16 protein-coding genes are annotated in these 16,653 nt (G+C 70.2%); 12 read left to right on the top strand and 4 right to left on the bottom strand.

What is annotated here, in order from left to right; all coding sequences use genetic code 11:
* On the bottom strand, window positions 1-708 hold a 708-nt coding region (locus ACFE86_RS15055), incomplete at its 3' end, for a CmpA/NrtA family ABC transporter substrate-binding protein (RefSeq protein ID WP_375456137.1).
* A gap of 388 nt (window positions 709-1,096) precedes the next feature.
* On the opposite strand from ACFE86_RS15055, the gene ACFE86_RS15060 reads away from it, so the two are divergent.
* Complete coding sequence (locus ACFE86_RS15060; RefSeq protein WP_375456138.1) at window positions 1,097-2,380, top strand: MFS transporter; 1,284 nt, start codon at window positions 1,097-1,099, stop codon at window positions 2,378-2,380.
* Between the two features lie 55 nt (window positions 2,381-2,435).
* On the opposite strand, the gene ACFE86_RS15065 is transcribed toward ACFE86_RS15060, so the two are convergent.
* Both ACFE86_RS15065 and ACFE86_RS15070 read right to left on the bottom strand, forming a co-directional pair.
* Window positions 2,436-3,692: a hypothetical protein gene (locus ACFE86_RS15065; RefSeq protein ID WP_375456139.1), complete on the bottom strand. Its 1,257-nt coding sequence runs from the start codon at window positions 3,690-3,692 to the stop codon at window positions 2,436-2,438.
* A 274-nt stretch (window positions 3,693-3,966) separates the two neighbouring features.
* Window positions 3,967-4,230: a hypothetical protein gene (locus tag ACFE86_RS15070; protein WP_375456140.1), complete on the bottom strand. Its 264-nt coding sequence runs from the start codon at window positions 4,228-4,230 to the stop codon at window positions 3,967-3,969.
* A 177-nt stretch (window positions 4,231-4,407) separates the two neighbouring features.
* Between ACFE86_RS15070 and flgB the strand changes: the two genes are divergently transcribed.
* The 8 genes from flgB to recA all read left to right on the top strand — a co-directional run bounded on the left by flgB (window position 4,408) and on the right by recA (window position 12,214).
* Window positions 4,408-4,812 carry a flagellar basal body rod protein FlgB gene (flgB, locus tag ACFE86_RS15075; protein WP_375456141.1) on the top strand — a complete coding sequence of 135 codons (405 nt, stop codon included), beginning with the start codon at window positions 4,408-4,410 and terminating at the stop codon, window positions 4,810-4,812.
* A gap of 36 nt (window positions 4,813-4,848) precedes the next feature.
* Window positions 4,849-5,256, top strand: coding sequence for a flagellar basal body rod protein FlgC (gene flgC / locus ACFE86_RS15080; protein ID WP_375456142.1), 408 nt, complete (start codon window positions 4,849-4,851; stop codon window positions 5,254-5,256).
* A 6-nt stretch (window positions 5,257-5,262) separates the two neighbouring features.
* Window positions 5,263-5,577 (top strand): flagellar hook-basal body complex protein FliE, encoded by a 315-nt coding sequence (gene fliE, locus ACFE86_RS15085; RefSeq protein ID WP_375456143.1) that lies wholly within the window; start codon window positions 5,263-5,265, stop codon window positions 5,575-5,577.
* Between the two features lie 193 nt (window positions 5,578-5,770).
* Window positions 5,771-6,037 (top strand): flagellar biosynthesis protein FliQ, encoded by a 267-nt coding sequence (gene fliQ / locus ACFE86_RS15090; RefSeq protein ID WP_375456144.1) that lies wholly within the window; start codon window positions 5,771-5,773, stop codon window positions 6,035-6,037.
* Between the two features lie 33 nt (window positions 6,038-6,070).
* Window positions 6,071-6,835: a flagellar biosynthetic protein FliR gene (gene fliR / locus ACFE86_RS15095; protein ID WP_375456145.1), complete on the top strand. Its 765-nt coding sequence runs from the start codon at window positions 6,071-6,073 to the stop codon at window positions 6,833-6,835.
* Window positions 6,836-6,960: 125 nt separating this feature from the next.
* Window positions 6,961-8,028, top strand: coding sequence for a flagellar biosynthesis protein FlhB (flhB, locus tag ACFE86_RS15100; RefSeq protein ID WP_375456146.1), 1,068 nt, complete (start codon window positions 6,961-6,963; stop codon window positions 8,026-8,028).
* Between the two features lie 266 nt (window positions 8,029-8,294).
* The gene (cckA, locus tag ACFE86_RS15105; RefSeq protein ID WP_375456147.1) at window positions 8,295-10,979 is read left to right on the top strand and encodes a cell cycle histidine kinase CckA; all 2,685 of its coding nucleotides are present in this window, start codon (window positions 8,295-8,297) and stop codon (window positions 10,977-10,979) included.
* Window positions 10,980-11,119: 140 nt separating this feature from the next.
* Window positions 11,120-12,214, top strand: a complete 1,095-nt coding sequence (gene recA / locus ACFE86_RS15110; protein WP_375456148.1) for a recombinase RecA — start codon at window positions 11,120-11,122, stop codon at window positions 12,212-12,214.
* A gap of 167 nt (window positions 12,215-12,381) precedes the next feature.
* Here recA and ACFE86_RS15115 read toward each other — a convergent pair whose 3' ends face one another.
* Window positions 12,382-12,783, bottom strand: coding sequence for a hypothetical protein (locus ACFE86_RS15115; protein ID WP_375456149.1), 402 nt, complete (start codon window positions 12,781-12,783; stop codon window positions 12,382-12,384).
* Between the two features lie 645 nt (window positions 12,784-13,428).
* On the opposite strand from ACFE86_RS15115, the gene rpsL reads away from it, so the two are divergent.
* The 3 genes from rpsL (at window position 13,429) to fusA (ending at window position 16,518) form a co-directional block, all read left to right on the top strand.
* Window positions 13,429-13,800 carry a 30S ribosomal protein S12 gene (rpsL, locus tag ACFE86_RS15120; RefSeq protein ID WP_066927123.1) on the top strand — a complete coding sequence of 124 codons (372 nt, stop codon included), beginning with the start codon at window positions 13,429-13,431 and terminating at the stop codon, window positions 13,798-13,800.
* A gap of 139 nt (window positions 13,801-13,939) precedes the next feature.
* A complete protein-coding gene (gene rpsG / locus ACFE86_RS15125) occupies window positions 13,940-14,410 on the top strand; it encodes a 30S ribosomal protein S7 (protein ID WP_375456150.1) in 471 nt (156 codons plus the stop codon).
* Between the two features lie 32 nt (window positions 14,411-14,442).
* Window positions 14,443-16,518, top strand: coding sequence for an elongation factor G (fusA, locus tag ACFE86_RS15130; RefSeq protein WP_375456151.1), 2,076 nt, complete (start codon window positions 14,443-14,445; stop codon window positions 16,516-16,518).
* The last annotated feature ends 135 nt before the right edge of the window (window positions 16,519-16,653 follow it).

Genomic DNA, 16,653 nt, shown 5'->3' on the forward strand with positions numbered 1-16,653 from the left:
GACGCAGAAGCAGTCCATCGTGCCGACCTTCATGTTCGCCACCATCTGCGGCGGCGGCACGACGATGGTCTCGATGTCCTTGTCGGGGTCGATGCCGCCGGCCGCCAGCCAGTAGCGGATCCAGAGGTCGTGGGTGCCGCCGGGGAAGGTCATCGCCGCCTTCACCGACTTGCCCGACGCCTTCTTCTTCTCGATGGCCGCCTTGAACACCTTGGCGTCGAGGCCGACCTTCTGGTCGAGGTATTCCTTGGCGACCGAGATGCACTGGCCGTTGGTGTTGAGCCGCGCCAGGATGTTCATCGGCACGGGGACGTTGTTCTGCGTCACCTTTCCGGCCGAGATCAGGTAGGGCATCGGCGTGAGGATGTGCGCGCCGTCGATGCCATTGCCCTCGGAGCCGAGCACGAGGTTGTCGCGCGTCGTGCCCCACGAGGCCTGCTTGAGCACCTCCACGTCGGGCATGCCGTGGCGCGCGAAGAACCCCTTCTCCTTGGCCACGAACAGCGGGCCGGCATCGGTCAGCGCGATGAAGCCGAGCTTGGCCCCCTTCACCTCAGGCCCCGCCCCTTGCGCGAAGGCGCCGCCCGGAAGCGCGACACGCGCGGCGGCGGCGAGCGACAGGGCGCCGGCTGCACCCTTCAGCAGGTCGCGGCGCGTGTTCGCGCCGGCGGAGGCGGCGAGGGAGGATTTCGGGGCGTCGTTTCGCATCTGTGACAGCATCCTGAAGCGCGAGCACGCCGGAACCCGCCGATCCGCGCGTCGACGCGACCCGCCACCCATGGATGTCCCAGGACGGCGTGGATCACGTCAGCGGCGCTGCTGGCGGAGGCGGTGCCGTCGCCATTGACGGACGGAGCTGCGCGAGCACGTTCCGTGCCAGGGCGCCCGCACGCGGATGCGGGTCGCCCGAAGGCGGGGCGTTCCGCGGGAATGGGCTCGACGGCGGCGCAGCTTTGGTTGCGCCGCACAAAAAACGAGCCGGCTGGCACGGATTGAGGCGGGCGACGATCGTGCCCGGAGGATCGACAACGTCCTGGGCAAACGTCGCGGCGTGCACTAACCGGGGCGCACCCGATTCGCACGATCCTGCACGCCCATGCTCCAGACCACGCCGCCGCCCGCCCTGTCCGCCCGCCGCATCCTCGCGGCGAGCTTCGTCGGCACGGCGATCGAGTTCTTCGACTTCTACATCTACGCCACGGCGACCGCCCTGGTGATCGGGCCGGTGTTCTTCCCGGCGGGCGAGCCCGGCGTGCAGCAGCTCAGCGCGTTCGCGACCTTCGCGATCGCGTTCCTGGCGCGGCCGGTGGGCGCGGCGCTGTTCGGGCATTTCGGCGACCGGGTCGGGCGCAAGGCGACGCTGGTGGCCTCGCTTCTGATCATGGGCCTCTCGACGGTGCTGATCGGCTGCCTGCCGACCTACGCCGCCGTGGGCTGGTGGGCGCCGGCGGCGCTCTGCCTCCTGCGCTGCGGCCAGGGCATCGGCTTCGGCGGCGAGTGGGGCGGGGCGGCGTTGCTGGCCGTCGAGAACGCGCCGCCGGGCCGGCGCGCGTGGTACGGCATCTTCCCGCAGCTCGGCGCGCCGGTGGGCTTCATCCTGGCCAACACCAGCTTCCTCGCGCTGAGCTTCGGCCTCGATGCCCAGAGCTTCCAGGCCTGGGGCTGGCGGCTGCCGTTCCTGGCCTCGGCCGCGCTGGTCGGCGTCGGGCTCTACGTCCGGCTGAAGCTCACCGAGACGCCCGCCTTCGAGGCCGCGCTGAGCCAGGCCGCGCCCGAGCGGGTGCCGTTCGCCGCGATGATCACCGGCCACGGCCGCGCGCTCCTGGTCGGCACCTTCGCGATGGTGGCGGTCTACGCCGTGTTCTACATCTCGACCGTGTTCGCGCTCGGCTACGGCACCGGGACGCTCAAGTACGACCGCCCGACCTTCCTGCTGTTCGAGTGCATCGCCGTCTGCTTCATGGCGCTCGGCATCGTGCTCTCGGGGGCGAACGCCGACCGCTTCGGGCGACGGCCGGTTCTCCTGTCCGGCATGGTCGTGACGCTGCTGCTCGGGGGCCTGATCGGGCCGATGCTCGGCTCGGGCTCGGGCGCGGTGGTGCTCGGCTTCCTCTGCCTCAGCCTGTTCACGATGGGCTGGATCTTCGGGCCGATGGGCGCGGTCCTGCCGGAGCTGTTCCCGACCCGCGTGCGCTATACGGGCGCCTCGGTGAGCTACAACCTCGCCGGCATCCTCGGCGCGTCCGGCGCACCCTACCTCGCCCAGCGCCTCGTCGAGTGGGGCGGGATCGCCTGGGTCGGCGCCTACCTTGCCGCCACCGCAGCGATCAGCTTCCTCGCCGTGCTCCTGATGCCCGAGACGCTGCGCAAGGCCGTGTAGAGGGGTCGGCACGGGGCGGGTCTCGGCCGCCGCCGCGTCGTCCCCGCGCGAGCGCTCAGCTCCGCTTGTCGAGGGGACGGCCGAGGAGCCGCGCGAACTCGGCCTCGATCTCCTCCACCGAGAACGGGTTCGCGGCCGGTTTCGGTCCCGGCGGCGGTGGATCGCGGGGCGCCTCCACCGCCCGCGGCGGCTCCGTCCGCGCCTGCTCGGCGGTCGGCCGCGGTTGCGGCTCGGGCGCCTCGACCGGGGCGGACGCGGCGGATTGCGGCGGCGGGGGCACGGGAAGCGGCGCTTCGACGGGCTTCGACTGCGGCAGCGCGGGCAGGAACGGCGCGGGCGTCGGCGGTGCGGCCGGCGGCGCCGGCTCCTCGAACAGGGCGTCGTCGGGCTTCTCGTCGCGCGAGGGCGGGGCGACGGCGGGGGCCGCGGCCATCGGATCGGTCGCGGTGGCCGTGCGCTCCGCCTTCGGCGGTGTCGGACGCGCGGCCGGCGGCGGCGTCACCGCCGAGGCGGGGCGGGCGAGCGCCGCCTCCAGTTGGCGCGCCATGTCGGACAGGATGGCGGGATCGACCGCGCGCCGCTCGGATGGCGGCATCGGCGGCATCGCGCCGCCGGGGATGGCGGGGCTCGGGGCGGTCGTCTCGGGAGGCGCGGGCGCGAGGCGCGGGGGCTCGGGGGCGGCGTCCGGGCGTGGATCGACCGGCGGCGGCGTGGTCCGGCGCAGCGCGCGCCGTCCCACGGCCTCGGGGCGGGGGCCGGTGACGATCGCCTCGGCCGGCCGCTCGGCGCCCGCATCGGCCGCATCGAGGGCACCTGCGTCGAGGGCACCGACATCGAGGGGACGGGTCACCGGCGGGGCGGCGGCGGAGCCCGGCGCGGCCGGCGCGAGCACCACCGGCATCGAGAACGGCTGGAACGCCGCCTCCGGCCCTCGCCCGTCCAGGCCCGGAAACGGCGCGGGCTCGGGGACCGTGTCCGGCAGCGGCTCGGCCATGGCCTCGGGCCGGAGCGACGGGTCGCGCTGGCCGCGCTGGATGTGCCGCTCGATCACCACGTCGTTGGGGCCGCCGACCAGCAGCAGGTGCTCGACGTTGTCGCGCCGGAGCAGGATGAGCTGGCGCTGCCGGTCGAGCTCGTACACGTCGACGATGCCGAGCCGGGGCTGGCGCCCGCGCGTCCCGCCGCCGCGGGCCGCAGCGAGCCCCCCGCCGCCGAGGCGGCGCACCACCAGCACGATCACCGTCAGCACCGCGAAGATCACGGCGAAGATGCTGACGTACTGCACGATCGGGGAGCCGTCAGACCCGAACACGGACTGCAACCATTGCACGGCCGAAACTCTCGTTCTTCAGGAGCCCGGGCGGGCCCTACGCAACACCAGGGTTTCACTATCACGGCCGCCCGCCCGGCGGGCAATCATCGTTAAGTCCTCGTTAACAGGCAGTTTTCGATTTCGTAGTTAACGCAGCAGCTTACGATGCCCGCGCCGAGGGCGTTCCTCGGCACGGTCCCGGAGCGTCCACCCGGGCCCCGCGAGGTCGGTACGACGACCATGCCATCCGAGGCCCGAACGCTCAGACACGCCCTCAGAAGCCGACGCCGACAGGGAACCGGCCGCGTGCCTTCCGGTGCTTGCCGGCGGCCTTGCCCGGCGCTCCAAGGGCCGGCGCTCCAAGGGCCGGCGACGGCCTGACCGCGCTCGGCCAGCAGCGTTCCCTGGTGTAGCCGGTGGTCGGCGTCGTGGCGGCCTTGCCCGGTTGCGTCCGAACCGTTCCCTGATCGCATGCGAGCGTGGGCGAACCGGCGCCGGCCAGGACGAGGATCACCAGCGTGGTCCCGAGTGCGCGCATCGTCCTGCTTCCTGCCGAGCCTGCGCGATCCTGCGTGCGGCACGCCGCACCGGCGGTGCCGGGGCGCACGCCTCGGAACGGCCCTTCCCCGCCCCGACCTTAACCCCGCGTTAACCACGAACCCGGCAGATTTTGCCGGGCGGCCGATGCCGGCCCGCATCAACCGGAGCAGCACCCGTGGCCGTCACCGACATGCCGCTGCTCGGAATGCTCCGCACCAGGATGCAGTGGCATCAGGCGCGCCAGAAGCTTCTCGCCGAGAACGTCGCCAACGCCGACATGCCGGGGTTCCGCCCGCGCGACCTCGCGCAGCCGAGCTTCGACCGGGCGACCGGGGCTGGCGCGGCCTCGGGCGTCGAGCTGGCGCTGACCAGCACCGGGCACATCGCCACCGCGGGCGACACCGGGATCGGCGCCGACCCGCGCCGGGTCAAGGGCTTCGAGATCCGCCCGAGCGGCAACGGCGTCAACCTCGAGGAGGAGATGATGAAGTCCGGCGACAACCAGTCGGACTACCAGCTCGCCGCCTCGATGTATCAGAAGAGCCTCGACGCCCTGAAGATCGCCGTCGGCAAGAAGTGAACCGGAGGCCGACCCCTGAGACGGAAGCATTGAGCCATGGATTTCACCAAGTCGCTCTCGATCGCCGCCGCCGGCCTCAAGGCGCAGTCCGGGCGCATGCGGATCATCGCCGAGAACATCGCCAACGCCGATTCCGCGGGCCCGAGCCCGGGCGCCGAGCCCTACCGGCGCAAGATCCCGACCTTCACCAGCCACGTCGACCGCGAGACCGGGGCGAGCCTCGTCGAGGCGGGGCGCGTGCGCCGGGACCCCACCGCCTTCCGCACCAAGTACGATCCGGGCAACCCGGCCGCCGACGCCAGGGGCGAGGTGCGCATGCCCAACGTCAACGCGCTCATCGAGAACATGGACATGCGCGAGGCCCAACGCTCCTACGAGGCGAACCTCAACATGGTCACCGCCACGCGCAGGATGATCGCCCGCACCCTCGAAATCCTGAAGTAGGCGATCATGGCCAGCAGCAACTTCGCGGCCGGCGCCTACGCCGCCGTCCAGAACGTCGGCGGGCTCAAGGGCGCGCCGAAGGTCCAGCCGGCGCAAGGCACCGGCAGCGACTTCACGCAGCTCCTCGGCCAGGCGCTCGACGGCGTCGGCGATGCCGGCCGCAAGGCCGACGCGCAGGCGCTGTCGGTGGCCGCCGGCAAGGCCAACGTCGTCGACGTGGTGACCGCGGTCGCCGAGAGCGAGACCGCCCTGCAGACCATGGTCGCGGTCCGCGACCGCATGATCTCGGCCTACGAGGAGATCATGCGGATGCAGATCTGAGGCTCCGCATCATCCCGCTCCCCCCTGCGGGAGAGGGTGGCCCTCGCGTGAGCGAGGGTCGGGAGAGGGGAGCGCCGTATCCGGCACCGTCGCTCCCCTCTCCCGACTTAACTCGCGGGCCACCCTCCCCCGCAAAGGGGGGAGGGAAGAGGCGCCGCGCTCCATCCACAACCTCGCGAGTCAGTTCCAGCCCATGACCGGCCTCGCCATCCTCGACGTCGCGCGCGACGGCATCTTCGTGTTCCTCAAGGTCGCCGGGCCGCTGATGCTGGTGGCGCTCGCCGTCGGGCTCGTGGTGTCGCTGGTCCAGGCGCTGACGCAGATCCAGGAGCAGACCCTGATCTACGTGCCCAAGATCGTCGCGGTGTTTGCCGCGATGCTGCTGATGCTGCCGTTCATGGGCGACGCGCTCGCCGGCTACATGACCCGCATCGCCGCCCGCATCGCGTCGGGCCAGTGAGCGGAGCGGGACGGAAGCCTGCTATGACGCGGCATGAACCTGCTCCTGCCCGGGATCGCGGCGGCCTACCTGCTGACCTTCGCCCGCGTCGGCACGCTGATCATGCTGATGCCGGGGGTCGGCGAGCAGGCGGTCTCGCCACGCATCCGGCTGTCCTTCGCGCTGCTGGTGTCGCTGGTGCTGTTCCCGACGGCGCGCCCGCTGCTCGCGGTCGGGACCGACGCGCTCGCCGGGCCGCGGCTGATCGGGCTGCTGTTCTCCGAGACGCTGGTCGGGCTGGTGCTCGGGCTGAGCGTGCGGATGGTGCTCGCAGCCCTCCAGACCGCGGGGTTGATCGTCTCGCAGCAGCTCGGCCTGTCCTACGCGATGACCGTCGACCCGGCCCAGGGCGGCCAGCAGCCGGCGCTCGGCAACTTCCTGTCCTTGCTCGGGATCACGCTGATCCTGGCCGCCGACCTGCACCACGTGGCGCTCGACGCGCTCGGGCGCAGCTACGCGGTGCTGCCGCCGCAGGTGCTGCCGGCCTTCGGCGACGCCGCGATGCTGGCTCTGAAGGCGCTCGCCCGCGGTTTCGCGCTCGGCGTGCAGATCGCCGCGCCGTTCGTCGCCTTCGGCATCCTGTTCAACCTCGGCCTCGGCGTGCTGTCGCGGCTGATGCCGCAGTTGCAGGTGTTCTTCGTCGCGGTGCCGGCCTCGGTGCTGATCGGCATGCTGATCCTGTTCGGCTCGCTCGGCGTGATGATGAGCGTGTTCCTGGACGACCTCGGCCGGTACCTGCTGGACTTCACCGGGCGGTGACGGCGGCTTCGTGCGCCTTCCTCTCCGGTACGAGCAATCGTACGCTCATACGGCTTACCTCATCCTGCCCCTCTTCGTCCGGGTCGCTCCTCCGTCCAGCCCCCCTTCGGAGCCATTGACCAGACATGGCAGAGGGCGCCGAGCAGGAGGACAAGACCGAGGAGCCGACCCAGCGGCGGCTCGATCAGGCGATCGAGGACGGCAACGTCGCCACCAGCACCGAGATCAACACCTTCGCGATCCTCGGCGCCTTCACCCTGGCCCTGATGATCGCCGCGCCCGGCATCGCGCGCGCCCTGCTCGCCGAGATGCGCGGCTTCCTGATGAACGCCCACGCCGTGCCCGACGACGCCCACGCCATGGCCGGCGTCGCGGGGCGCGGCCTGACGATCTGGTTCCAGGCGCTCGCCGTCCCGGTCGGCCTCGTGGCGGTGGCGGGCCTCGCGGCGGGCCTGCTGCAGCACCCGCCGGTGTTCACGACCAAGACGCTCGGGCCGAAGTTCGACCGCATCTCGCCGATGGCCGGTGTCAAGCGCATCTTCGGGATCGAGGCGTTGTTCCAGTTCGGCAAGGGGCTCGCCAAGATGGCGGTCGTCGGCGTGGTCGTCGGCACCGTGCTGTGGCGCGACCGCGACCGGCTCGAGGTCTTCGCCCGCCTCGACCCGGCGGCCTGCCTCGCGGCGATCCTCGGGATCAGCCTGAAGCTGCTCGGCGGGGTGCTCGCGATCCACCTCGCGATCACCATGGCCGACGCCCTGTACCAACGCTACCGCTGGCGCCAGCGCCTGCGCATGTCCAAGGAGGAGATGAAGCAGGAGATGAAGGAATCGGACGGCAACCCCGAAGTGAAGGGCCGGATGAAGCAGATCCGGATGCAGCGCGTGAAGAAGCGGATGATGGCCGCGGTGCCGACCGCGACCGTCATCGTCACCAACCCGACGCACTACGCCGTGGCCCTGCGCTACGAGGCCGGGATGGGGGCGCCCGTCTGCGTCGCCAAGGGCGTCGATTCGCTGGCATTGCGCATCCGCGAGATGGCCAAGGCCCACGACGTGCCGGTGCTGGAGAACCCGCCGCTGGCGCGCGCGCTGCACGCCACCGTCGAGATCGACGAGGAGGTGCCGGCCGAGCACTACAAGGCGGTCGCCGAGGTGATCGGCTTCGTCATGCGCCTGCGCCGCCGCGCGGCGTGATGCGCGCCTCTCCCTTCGCGGGGGCGGGAAGGGGGCGTCCGCCGCAGCCCGCCGCACGGCACGGTTTCTCCATCTTCTGTCGCCAGGCTCCTCCGGCGCCGGCGCGAGAACGCCCTTGCCCAAACGACCTTGCCCAAACGACCTTGCCCAAACGACCTTGCCCAAACGACCTTGCCTGCGCGAACGACCTTGCCTGCGCGAGAACGACCTTGCCGTCCCGCGGCCCGCGGGCTTAACCGGTCCTTGGTTTCTGGATTGATGGCCCGATGGCTGAGTTGAACGGACCCACGGCCCCCGGCACGGGCTCGATCGACCGGTCTGAACGGCCGGGCCGGGTCGGGCTGCTCCTCGTGCTGGCGGGCCTGCTGGTCGGGGCGGCGATCGGGCTGTCGTTCGTGGCCAACGAGCAGGCGCAGTCGCTGATCATCTGGCTGCTCGCGCTGCTCGCCATGGCCGGGGTGTTCTTCCTGTTCGCGATGGCGATTGGCGTGATCCAGCTCACCGGTCAGACTGGCCGCGACGACATCACCAAGGCGATCGTCGACGCGGCGCCCGAGGCCACCGTCGTGGTCGAGGAGGGCGGCCGGCTGATCTACGCCAACCAAGCGTATCTCCAGGTCGCGGGCGGGGACAGCTTCTCGACGCTGCGCTCGGTCGAGCGGATCTTCGTCGGCGCGCCGGAAGTGTCGGAGGCGGTCTACCGCCTGTCGCAGGGCGCGCGCGACGGGCGCAGCCATACCGAGGAGGTGCGGATGTCGCCGCCGCCCTCGGCCGGCGCCGCCGACCGCGACTTCGCGTGGTACCGCATCCAGGTCCGCCCGCTGCCGCGGCCGGGGCGGGCCGCCTCGCTCTGGACCGTCAGCGACATCACCGCCGAGCGCGAGCGCCAGGAGAACGTCTTCCAGGAACTCCAGCACGCGATCGACTATCTCGACCACGCGCCCGCCGGCTTCCTCTCGATCGATCCGGCGGGCAGCATCGTCTACATGAACGCGACGCTGGCGGCCTGGCTCGGCTACGACCTCGCGGTGGTCGGCCCCGGCGGCCCGCACATCTCGGAGATCGCGCCCGCCGCCGACGTGCTGACGCAGGCCGCGGGCCTGCCCGGCGAGGTCCGCACCGACCGCTTCGACCTGGACCTGCGCCGCCGCAACGGCCACCCGATGCCCGCGCGGCTCTACCACCGCGTCGCCTTCGGCAAGGACGGCAAGCCCGGCCCTTCGCGCACCTTCGTCATCAACCGCTCGCCCGGCGCGGAGAGCGATGAGCCGCAGCGCGCGGCGGAAGTGCGGCTCGCGCGCTTCCTCAACAACTCGCCGATCGCCATCGCCACGCTCGACCGCACCGGCCGGATCGGCCGGGCCAACGCCTCCTTCGCGCGCCTGTTCGGCACGCTGCCGCGGCACGCGGTGGAGGGCGCGCCGGGGGGGACGGACGAGCCGAACATGGGCGATTCGGTGGCCGAGCGCGACCGCGCCGCCCTCGATGCGGCGCTCGCCAAGGCGGCGACCAGCTTCGTCGAGATCGAGCCGATCGAGGTGGCGCTGAAGGGCGCCGCCAACCGCTCGGCCCGGGTCTGGCTCAGCCCGGCGGGCGGGGAGGGCGCCCCCGGCCGGGCGCTGGACGAGGCCGACCGCGAGCACGTGATCCTCTACGCGCTGGACACCACGGCCCAGCGCCAGCTCGAGCAGCAGGTCGCGCAGACGCAGAAGATGGACACCGTCGGCCAGCTCGCCGGCGGCATCGCGCACGACTTCAACAACGTCCTCCAGGCGATCATCGGCTATTCCGACCTGCTGCTGACGAGCCACAAGCCGACCGACCCCGCCTTCCAGGACATCATGCAGATCAAGCAGAACGCCAACCGGGCGGCGGGCCTCGTGCGCCAGCTCCTGGCGTTCTCGCGGCGCCAGACGCTCCGCCCGGAGGTGATGAACGTCGGCGAGGCGCTCTCCGAGCTGACGCTGCTGCTCAAGCGCCTGCTCGGCGAGCGCGTCGGGCTCGACCTCAAGCACGGGCGCGACATCTGGCCGGTCAAGGCCGACGTGAACCAGTTCGAGCAGGTGATCGTGAACCTCGCTGTCAACGCCCGCGACGCGATGCCCGGCGGCGGGCGCCTGCTGATCCGCACCGCCAACGTGCTCGATCCCGGCCCCGCGGCCAAGCCCGACGGGCGCGGCGGCGCGCCGGCCGGCGACCACGTGCTGATCGAGGTGCTCGACACCGGCGAGGGCATCCCACCCGAGCTGATGGAGAAGATCTTCGAGCCGTTCTTCACCACCAAGGAGATCGGCAAGGGCACGGGCCTAGGCCTCTCGACGGTATTCGGCATCGTCAAGCAGTCCGGCGGCACCATCGACGTGCGCTCGACGATGGGGGAGGGCACGAGCTTCCGCATCTACCTGCCGCGCCACGAGCCGGCCGCGCTCCCCGAGCCGGCCCCGGCGCTCCCGGCCCCGCCCGCGGCCGGAACCGCGCAGGCTCCGGTCCCGGCCCCGGACGCGACGCCGTCCGACACCTTCGTCCTCGTCGGCGAACCGCCGAAGGCGCCGCCACGAAAACCCTCGGCCGACCATACCGGGCAGGGGGTGATCCTGCTCGTCGAGGACGAGGACCCGGTGCGCGCCGTCAACAGCCGCGCGCTGTCGGCCCGCGGCTACACCGTGCTGGAGGCCGCCTCCGGCATCGATGCCCTCCACATCGTGCGCGAGGGCGGCCACGAGATCGACCTCGTCGTGTCCGACGTGGTGATGCCGGAGATGGACGGCCCGACCCTGCTGCGCGAGATCCGCAAGCACCTGCCGGACCTCAAGGTGATCTTCGTCTCAGGCTACGCCGAGGACGCGTTCCGCAAGAACCTGCCCGAGGGCGAGACCTTCAACTTCCTGCCCAAGCCCTTCAGCCTGAAGCAGCTCGTGGAGACCGTGAAGGCGACGATGGCCGAGCCCTGAGCCGGGCCGGGGACGCCGGCGGGATATCCCGCCGTGTGCTGCGCGACGGCCTTGTTCGATGAGAACAAATAGGGTACATCGACCGGCGATCGGGGGCGCATTGAGAACGGCGCCCAACCCCTGCATAAGGATGCCGCGCGATGGCCCAGGCCGCACTGAAAGTGGTGGAAACCCCGAGCATGGTGGACAAGGACAAGGCGAAGGCGATCGACGCCGCGCTGTCCCAGATCGAACGGGCCTTCGGCAAGGGCTCGATTATGCGGCTCGGCAAGAACGACAAGGTGGCGGAGGTCGAGACCGTCTCCACCGGCTCGATCGGCCTCGACATCGCGCTCGGCGTCGGCGGCCTGCCGCGGGGCCGCGTCATCGAGATCTACGGGCCGGAATCCTCGGGCAAGACCACGCTGGCGCTGCACACCATCGCCGAGGCCCAGAAGAAGGGCGGCGTCTGCGCCTTCGTCGATGCCGAGCACGCGCTCGATCCGGTCTACGCGCGCAAGCTCGGCGTCCAGCTCGACGATCTGCTGATCTCGCAGCCCGACACCGGCGAGCAGGCGCTGGAGATCACCGACACCCTCGTCCGCTCCGGCGCGATCGACGTGCTGGTGATCGATTCGGTGGCCGCGCTCACGCCGCGGGCCGAGATCGAGGGCGAGATGGGCGACAGCCAGCCCGGCCTCCAGGCGCGCCTGATGAGCCAGGCCCTGCGCAAGCTCACCGGCTCGATCTCGCGCTCGAAGTGCATGGTGATCTTCATCAACCAGATCCGGATGAAGATCGGCGTGATGTACGGCAGCCCCGAGACGACGACCGGCGGCAACGCCCTGAAGTTCTACGCCTCCGTTCGTCTCGACATCCGCCGCATCTCGACCCTGAAGGACCGCGACGAGGCGATCGGCAACCAGGTCCGCGTCAAGGTCGTCAAGAACAAGGTCGCGCCGCCGTTCAAGCAGGTCGAGTTCGACATCATGTTCGGCGAGGGCGTGTCGAAGGTCGGCGAGCTGATCGACCTCGGCGTCAAGGCCGGCATTGTCGAGAAGTCCGGCGCCTGGTTCTCCTACAACAGCCAGCGCCTCGGCCAGGGCCGCGAGAACTCCAAGGGGTTCCTGCGCGACAACCCCGAGGTCGCGGGGAAGATCGAGGCTTCGATCCGGCAGAATTCCGGGCTCGTGGCCGACAAGATCCTGGAGAACGCCAAGCCCACCGACGACGACCTCGACGAGGGCGAGGCATAGGCTCCGCATCACCGCACACAAGAGCCGCCACAGCAGACAAGGCGCGTCGGCCCGGCAGGGCGGCGCGCCTTGTCGCATATCCGCTCGGCCCGCGAACGGCGGGTACGGACCGGGGTCCGGGCGCCGTCGACGATCGAGGGCGGAGGCCGCCGGCAGGGGAAGTCCCGTCAGGCGGAAAAACCCGTCGGCTCGAACAGGAAGTCGTCGATGGCCGGGATGGTCACCGCGACGCCGGCATAGGCGGGCTTCGACAGGCGCCACGGGCGCTCCGCCCGCGCCCGGATCGCCTCGGAGGGGCGCAGGCGCCGCGGCGCGCCGTCGGCCTGGACCTCCTCGACGGTGAGGAAGCCGTAGACCTGGAGGCGGGCGGCGACGAGCTTGGTCTCGCGGTCGCCCGCAGCCACCGCGAGGATACCGGTGGCGTAGACCGCATCCATCAGCGCGCGCTGCTCGGAGCGGCGCCGGGCCTGCTCCTCGCGGACGCCGCCGTCGCAGGGCAGCGGCCGGCCCGCGGCGGCGATCCGCCGGAAGGGGACGACGTTCTCAGCCGCACCCGAAATGCTACCCATACGCATCACCCTCGCCGCCAAGGCCGCGACCGCCGCGTCCCCGACGATGGGCAGCATTCGACGAACCGGTTTAATCTTTGGTGAGCGATGACGGGCCTACGCCCCGGTTCCTGCGACGATCCGGTACGCGGCGCGTGGACCGACGGCGGACGGCACCTAAGAACATATTCCGCACCGCCCTATCCCGGACCGGGCCGGCGCATGAGGCATCCGCGTCTACGGGGGCGACGGAGGCGGCGACCGTTCCGGGACATCGCCGCCGTCCATAAAACCTTAACCGGTCGTCGGGGCCTCGGATTATCGCGCCCAAACCATTGACCCGCTGCCGGATGGCGGCTAGAAGCGCGCCACTTCGGACGGCCCGGGGGCTGCTGACGAGGACGAGCGCAGGCTCGATTCGTCGACGACGCGCCGAACCACCGTCGAAGGCTCACATCGCCTGGCGTCACCGTCAGATCAGTAGGTACGAGCGCGCCTATCAGGGGTGCTCCTCTGCCGACAGCGCGCCAAGGGTCCTCGCCGACCCCTGGCGCATATTCGTTTTGCGGTTCTTCCTCCGGGAGGCCGTGAGCGGCTCCGAGAGGGGCCACGTTCCAAGTCGCATGGGATCGCGCGCCACCGCGATCCGGAGGAAGAGGGCACAGGATGCCGACGATCAACCAGCTGATCGCGCAGCCGCGGAAGATCCAGCGGAGCCGCAACAAGGTGCCGGCGCTCAACGCCTGCCCGCAGAAGCGCGGCGTCTGCACCCGCGTCTACACGACGACGCCGAAGAAGCCGAACTCGGCGCTGCGCAAGGTCGCTAAGGTGCGCCTGACCAACGGCTTCGAGGTGATCGGCTACATCCCCGGCGAGGGCCACAACCTTCAGGAGCATTCCGTGGTGATGATCCGCGGCGGCCGCGTGAAGGACCTGCCGGGCGTACGCTACCACATCCTGCGCGGCGTCCTCGACACGCAAGGGGTCAAGAACCGTAAGCAGCGCCGTTCCAAGTACGGCGCCAAGCGGCCGAAGTAGGGGTTTCCCGTCCGGGCGCTTTGCTCGGACGGCGCGTCGTTTCCACTGCCTCGTAAGGATGTCGCCGGCTCTTCTCGAAGATGCTCAAGGCGACCTGCGCGGGGTGCTCGAGTCCTTTATATTCCGGAAGTGCCAAGAGATGTCCCGTCGCCATTCCGCCGAGAAGCGTGAGATCATCCCCGACGCCAAGTACGGCGACGTCGTCCTGACCAAGTTCATGAACTCGATCATGTACGAGGGCAAGAAGTCGGTCGCCGAGCGCATCGTATACGGCGCCTTCGAGATCGTCGAGACCCGCGCCCGCGCCAACCCGATCGAGGTTTTTCGCGCAGCCCTGGACAACGTGGCGCCGATGATCGAGGTCCGCTCCCGCCGCGTGGGCGGTGCGACCTACCAAGTGCCGGTCGAGGTGCGCACCGAGCGCCGGCAGGCGCTGGCGATCCGCTGGCTGATCCAGGCGGCGCGCGGGCGCAACGACCGCACGATGATCGAGCGGCTCTCGGGCGAGTTCCTCGACGCCGCCAACAACCGCGGCAACGCCGTCAAGAAGCGGGAAGACACGCACCGGATGGCGGAAGCCAACCGCGCCTTCTCGCACTACCGCTGGTAAGCGGCCGCAACGCCCCTTTCGGAGAGATCCCGATGCCCCGCACCCACGCGATCGAGGACTACCGCAACTTCGGCATCATGGCCCACATCGATGCCGGCAAGACCACGACCACGGAGCGGATCCTCTACTACACCGGCAAGTCCCACAAGATCGGCGAAGTCCACGACGGCGCCGCGACCATGGACTGGATGGAGCAGGAGCAGGAGCGCGGCATCACGATCACGTCGGCGGCGACCACCTGCTTCTGGCGCGAGAAGCGCCTGAACATCATCGACACGCCCGGCCACGTCGACTTCACCATCGAGGTCGAGCGTTCGTTGCGCGTGCTCGACGGCGCCGTGTGCGTGCTCGACGGCAACCAGGGCGTCGAGCCGCAGACCGAGACCGTGTGGCGCCAGGCCGACAAGTACGACGTGCCGCGCGTCGTGTTCGTCAACAAGATGGACAAGATCGGCGCGGACTTCTTCAAGTGCGTGGCCGACATCATCGATCGCGTCGCCGGCAAGCCGGTGTGCCTGCAGCTTCCGATCGGCTCGGAGACCAACTTCACCGGCATCATCGATCTCATCAAGATGAAGGCGGTGGTGTGGACGAGCGAGATGCTAGGCGCGGACTTCTCCGAACAGGAGATCCCCGCCGACCTCGTGGATCAGGCCGCCGAATACCGCATCAAGCTCGTCGAGGCCTGCGTCGAGATGGACGACGAGGCCATGTCGACCTACCTCGACGGCGTCGAGCCGGACGAGGCGACGATGCGCCGCCTCGTGCGCACCGCCGTGCAGCGCCGCGCCTTCCACCCGGTGCTGTGCGGCTCGGCGTTCAAGAACAAGGGCGTCCAGCCGCTCCTCGACGCGGTGGTCGATTACCTGCCGTCCCCGGCCGATCGCGGCGAGATCAAGGGCATCGACTTCAAGACCGAGGAGGAGACCGTCCGGCACCCGACCGACAGCGATCCGTTCTCCATGCTCGCGTTCAAGATCATGGACGATCCCCACGTCGGCACGATTACCTTCTGCCGCGTGTATTCGGGCAAGATCGAGTCGGGCGCCAACGTGCTCAACTCCTCGCGCGACAAGAAGGAGCGCGTCGGCCGCATGCTGCTGATGCACGCCAACAACCGCGAGGACGTGAAGGAAGCGTTCGCCGGCGACATCGTGGCGCTCGCCGGCCTCAAGGACACCCGCACCGGCGATACGCTGTCGGATCCGGTCAAGGTGGTGATCCTGGAGAAGATGGAGTTCCCCGAGCCGGTGATCGAGATCGCCGTCGAGCCGAAGTCGAAGGCCGACCAGGAGAAGCTCGGCATCGCGCTGGCCAAGCTCGCGGCCGAGGACCCGTCGTTCCGCGTCTCGACCGATCAGGAATCGGGCCAGACCATCCTGCGCGGGATGGGCGAACTGCACCTCGACATCAAGGTCGATATCCTGCGCCGCACCTACAAGGTCGACGCCAACATCGGCCAGCCACAGGTGGCGTATCGCGAGAAGCTGACGCGCCGCACCGAGATCGACTACACCCACAAGAAGCAGACCGGCGGCACCGGCCAGTTCGCGCGGGTGAAGTTCGTGGTCGAGCCGAACGAGCCCGGCAAGGGCTTCGAGTTCGCCTCGAAGGTGATCGGCGGCGCGGTGCCGAAGGAGTACATCCCCGGCGTCGAGAAGGGCCTCAACTCGGTTCTCGGCGCGGGCGTGCTCGCCGGCTTCCCGGTGGTCGACATCAAGGTCGAACTGATCGACGGCGCTTACCACGACGTGGATTCCTCGGCGCTCGCGTTCGAGATCGCGTCCCGCGCCGCACTCCGCGAGGCGCTGCAGAAGGGCGGCTCGGTGCTGCTCGAGCCGGTGATGAAGGTCGAGGTCGTCTCGCCGGAAGAGTATACCGGCTCGGTGATCGGCGACCTCAACTCCCGCCGCGGCCAGATCCAGGGCCAAGACATGCGCGGCAACGCCAACGTCATCAACGCGATGGTGCCGCTCGCCAACATGTTCGGCTACGTCAACCAGCTTCGGTCCTTCAGCCAGGGCCGCGCGAACTTCACGATGCAGTTCGACCATTACGAGGAAGTGCCGCGCGGCGAGGCCGACAAGGTCATCGCCAAGTACGCTTAAAGCCCTTTCCTCACGACCCATCCGCGGCGCCGGCCTGACCGCAGGCTCGGCCCGCATCCCTCATCGAACCGGAGGCTCCCATGGCCAAAGAGAAGTTTGCGCGCACGAAGCCGCACTGCAACATCGGCACGATCG

The sequence above is a fragment of the uncultured Methylobacterium sp. genome, from assembly GCF_964244095.1.
Classification (GTDB): domain Bacteria; phylum Pseudomonadota; class Alphaproteobacteria; order Rhizobiales; family Beijerinckiaceae; genus Methylobacterium.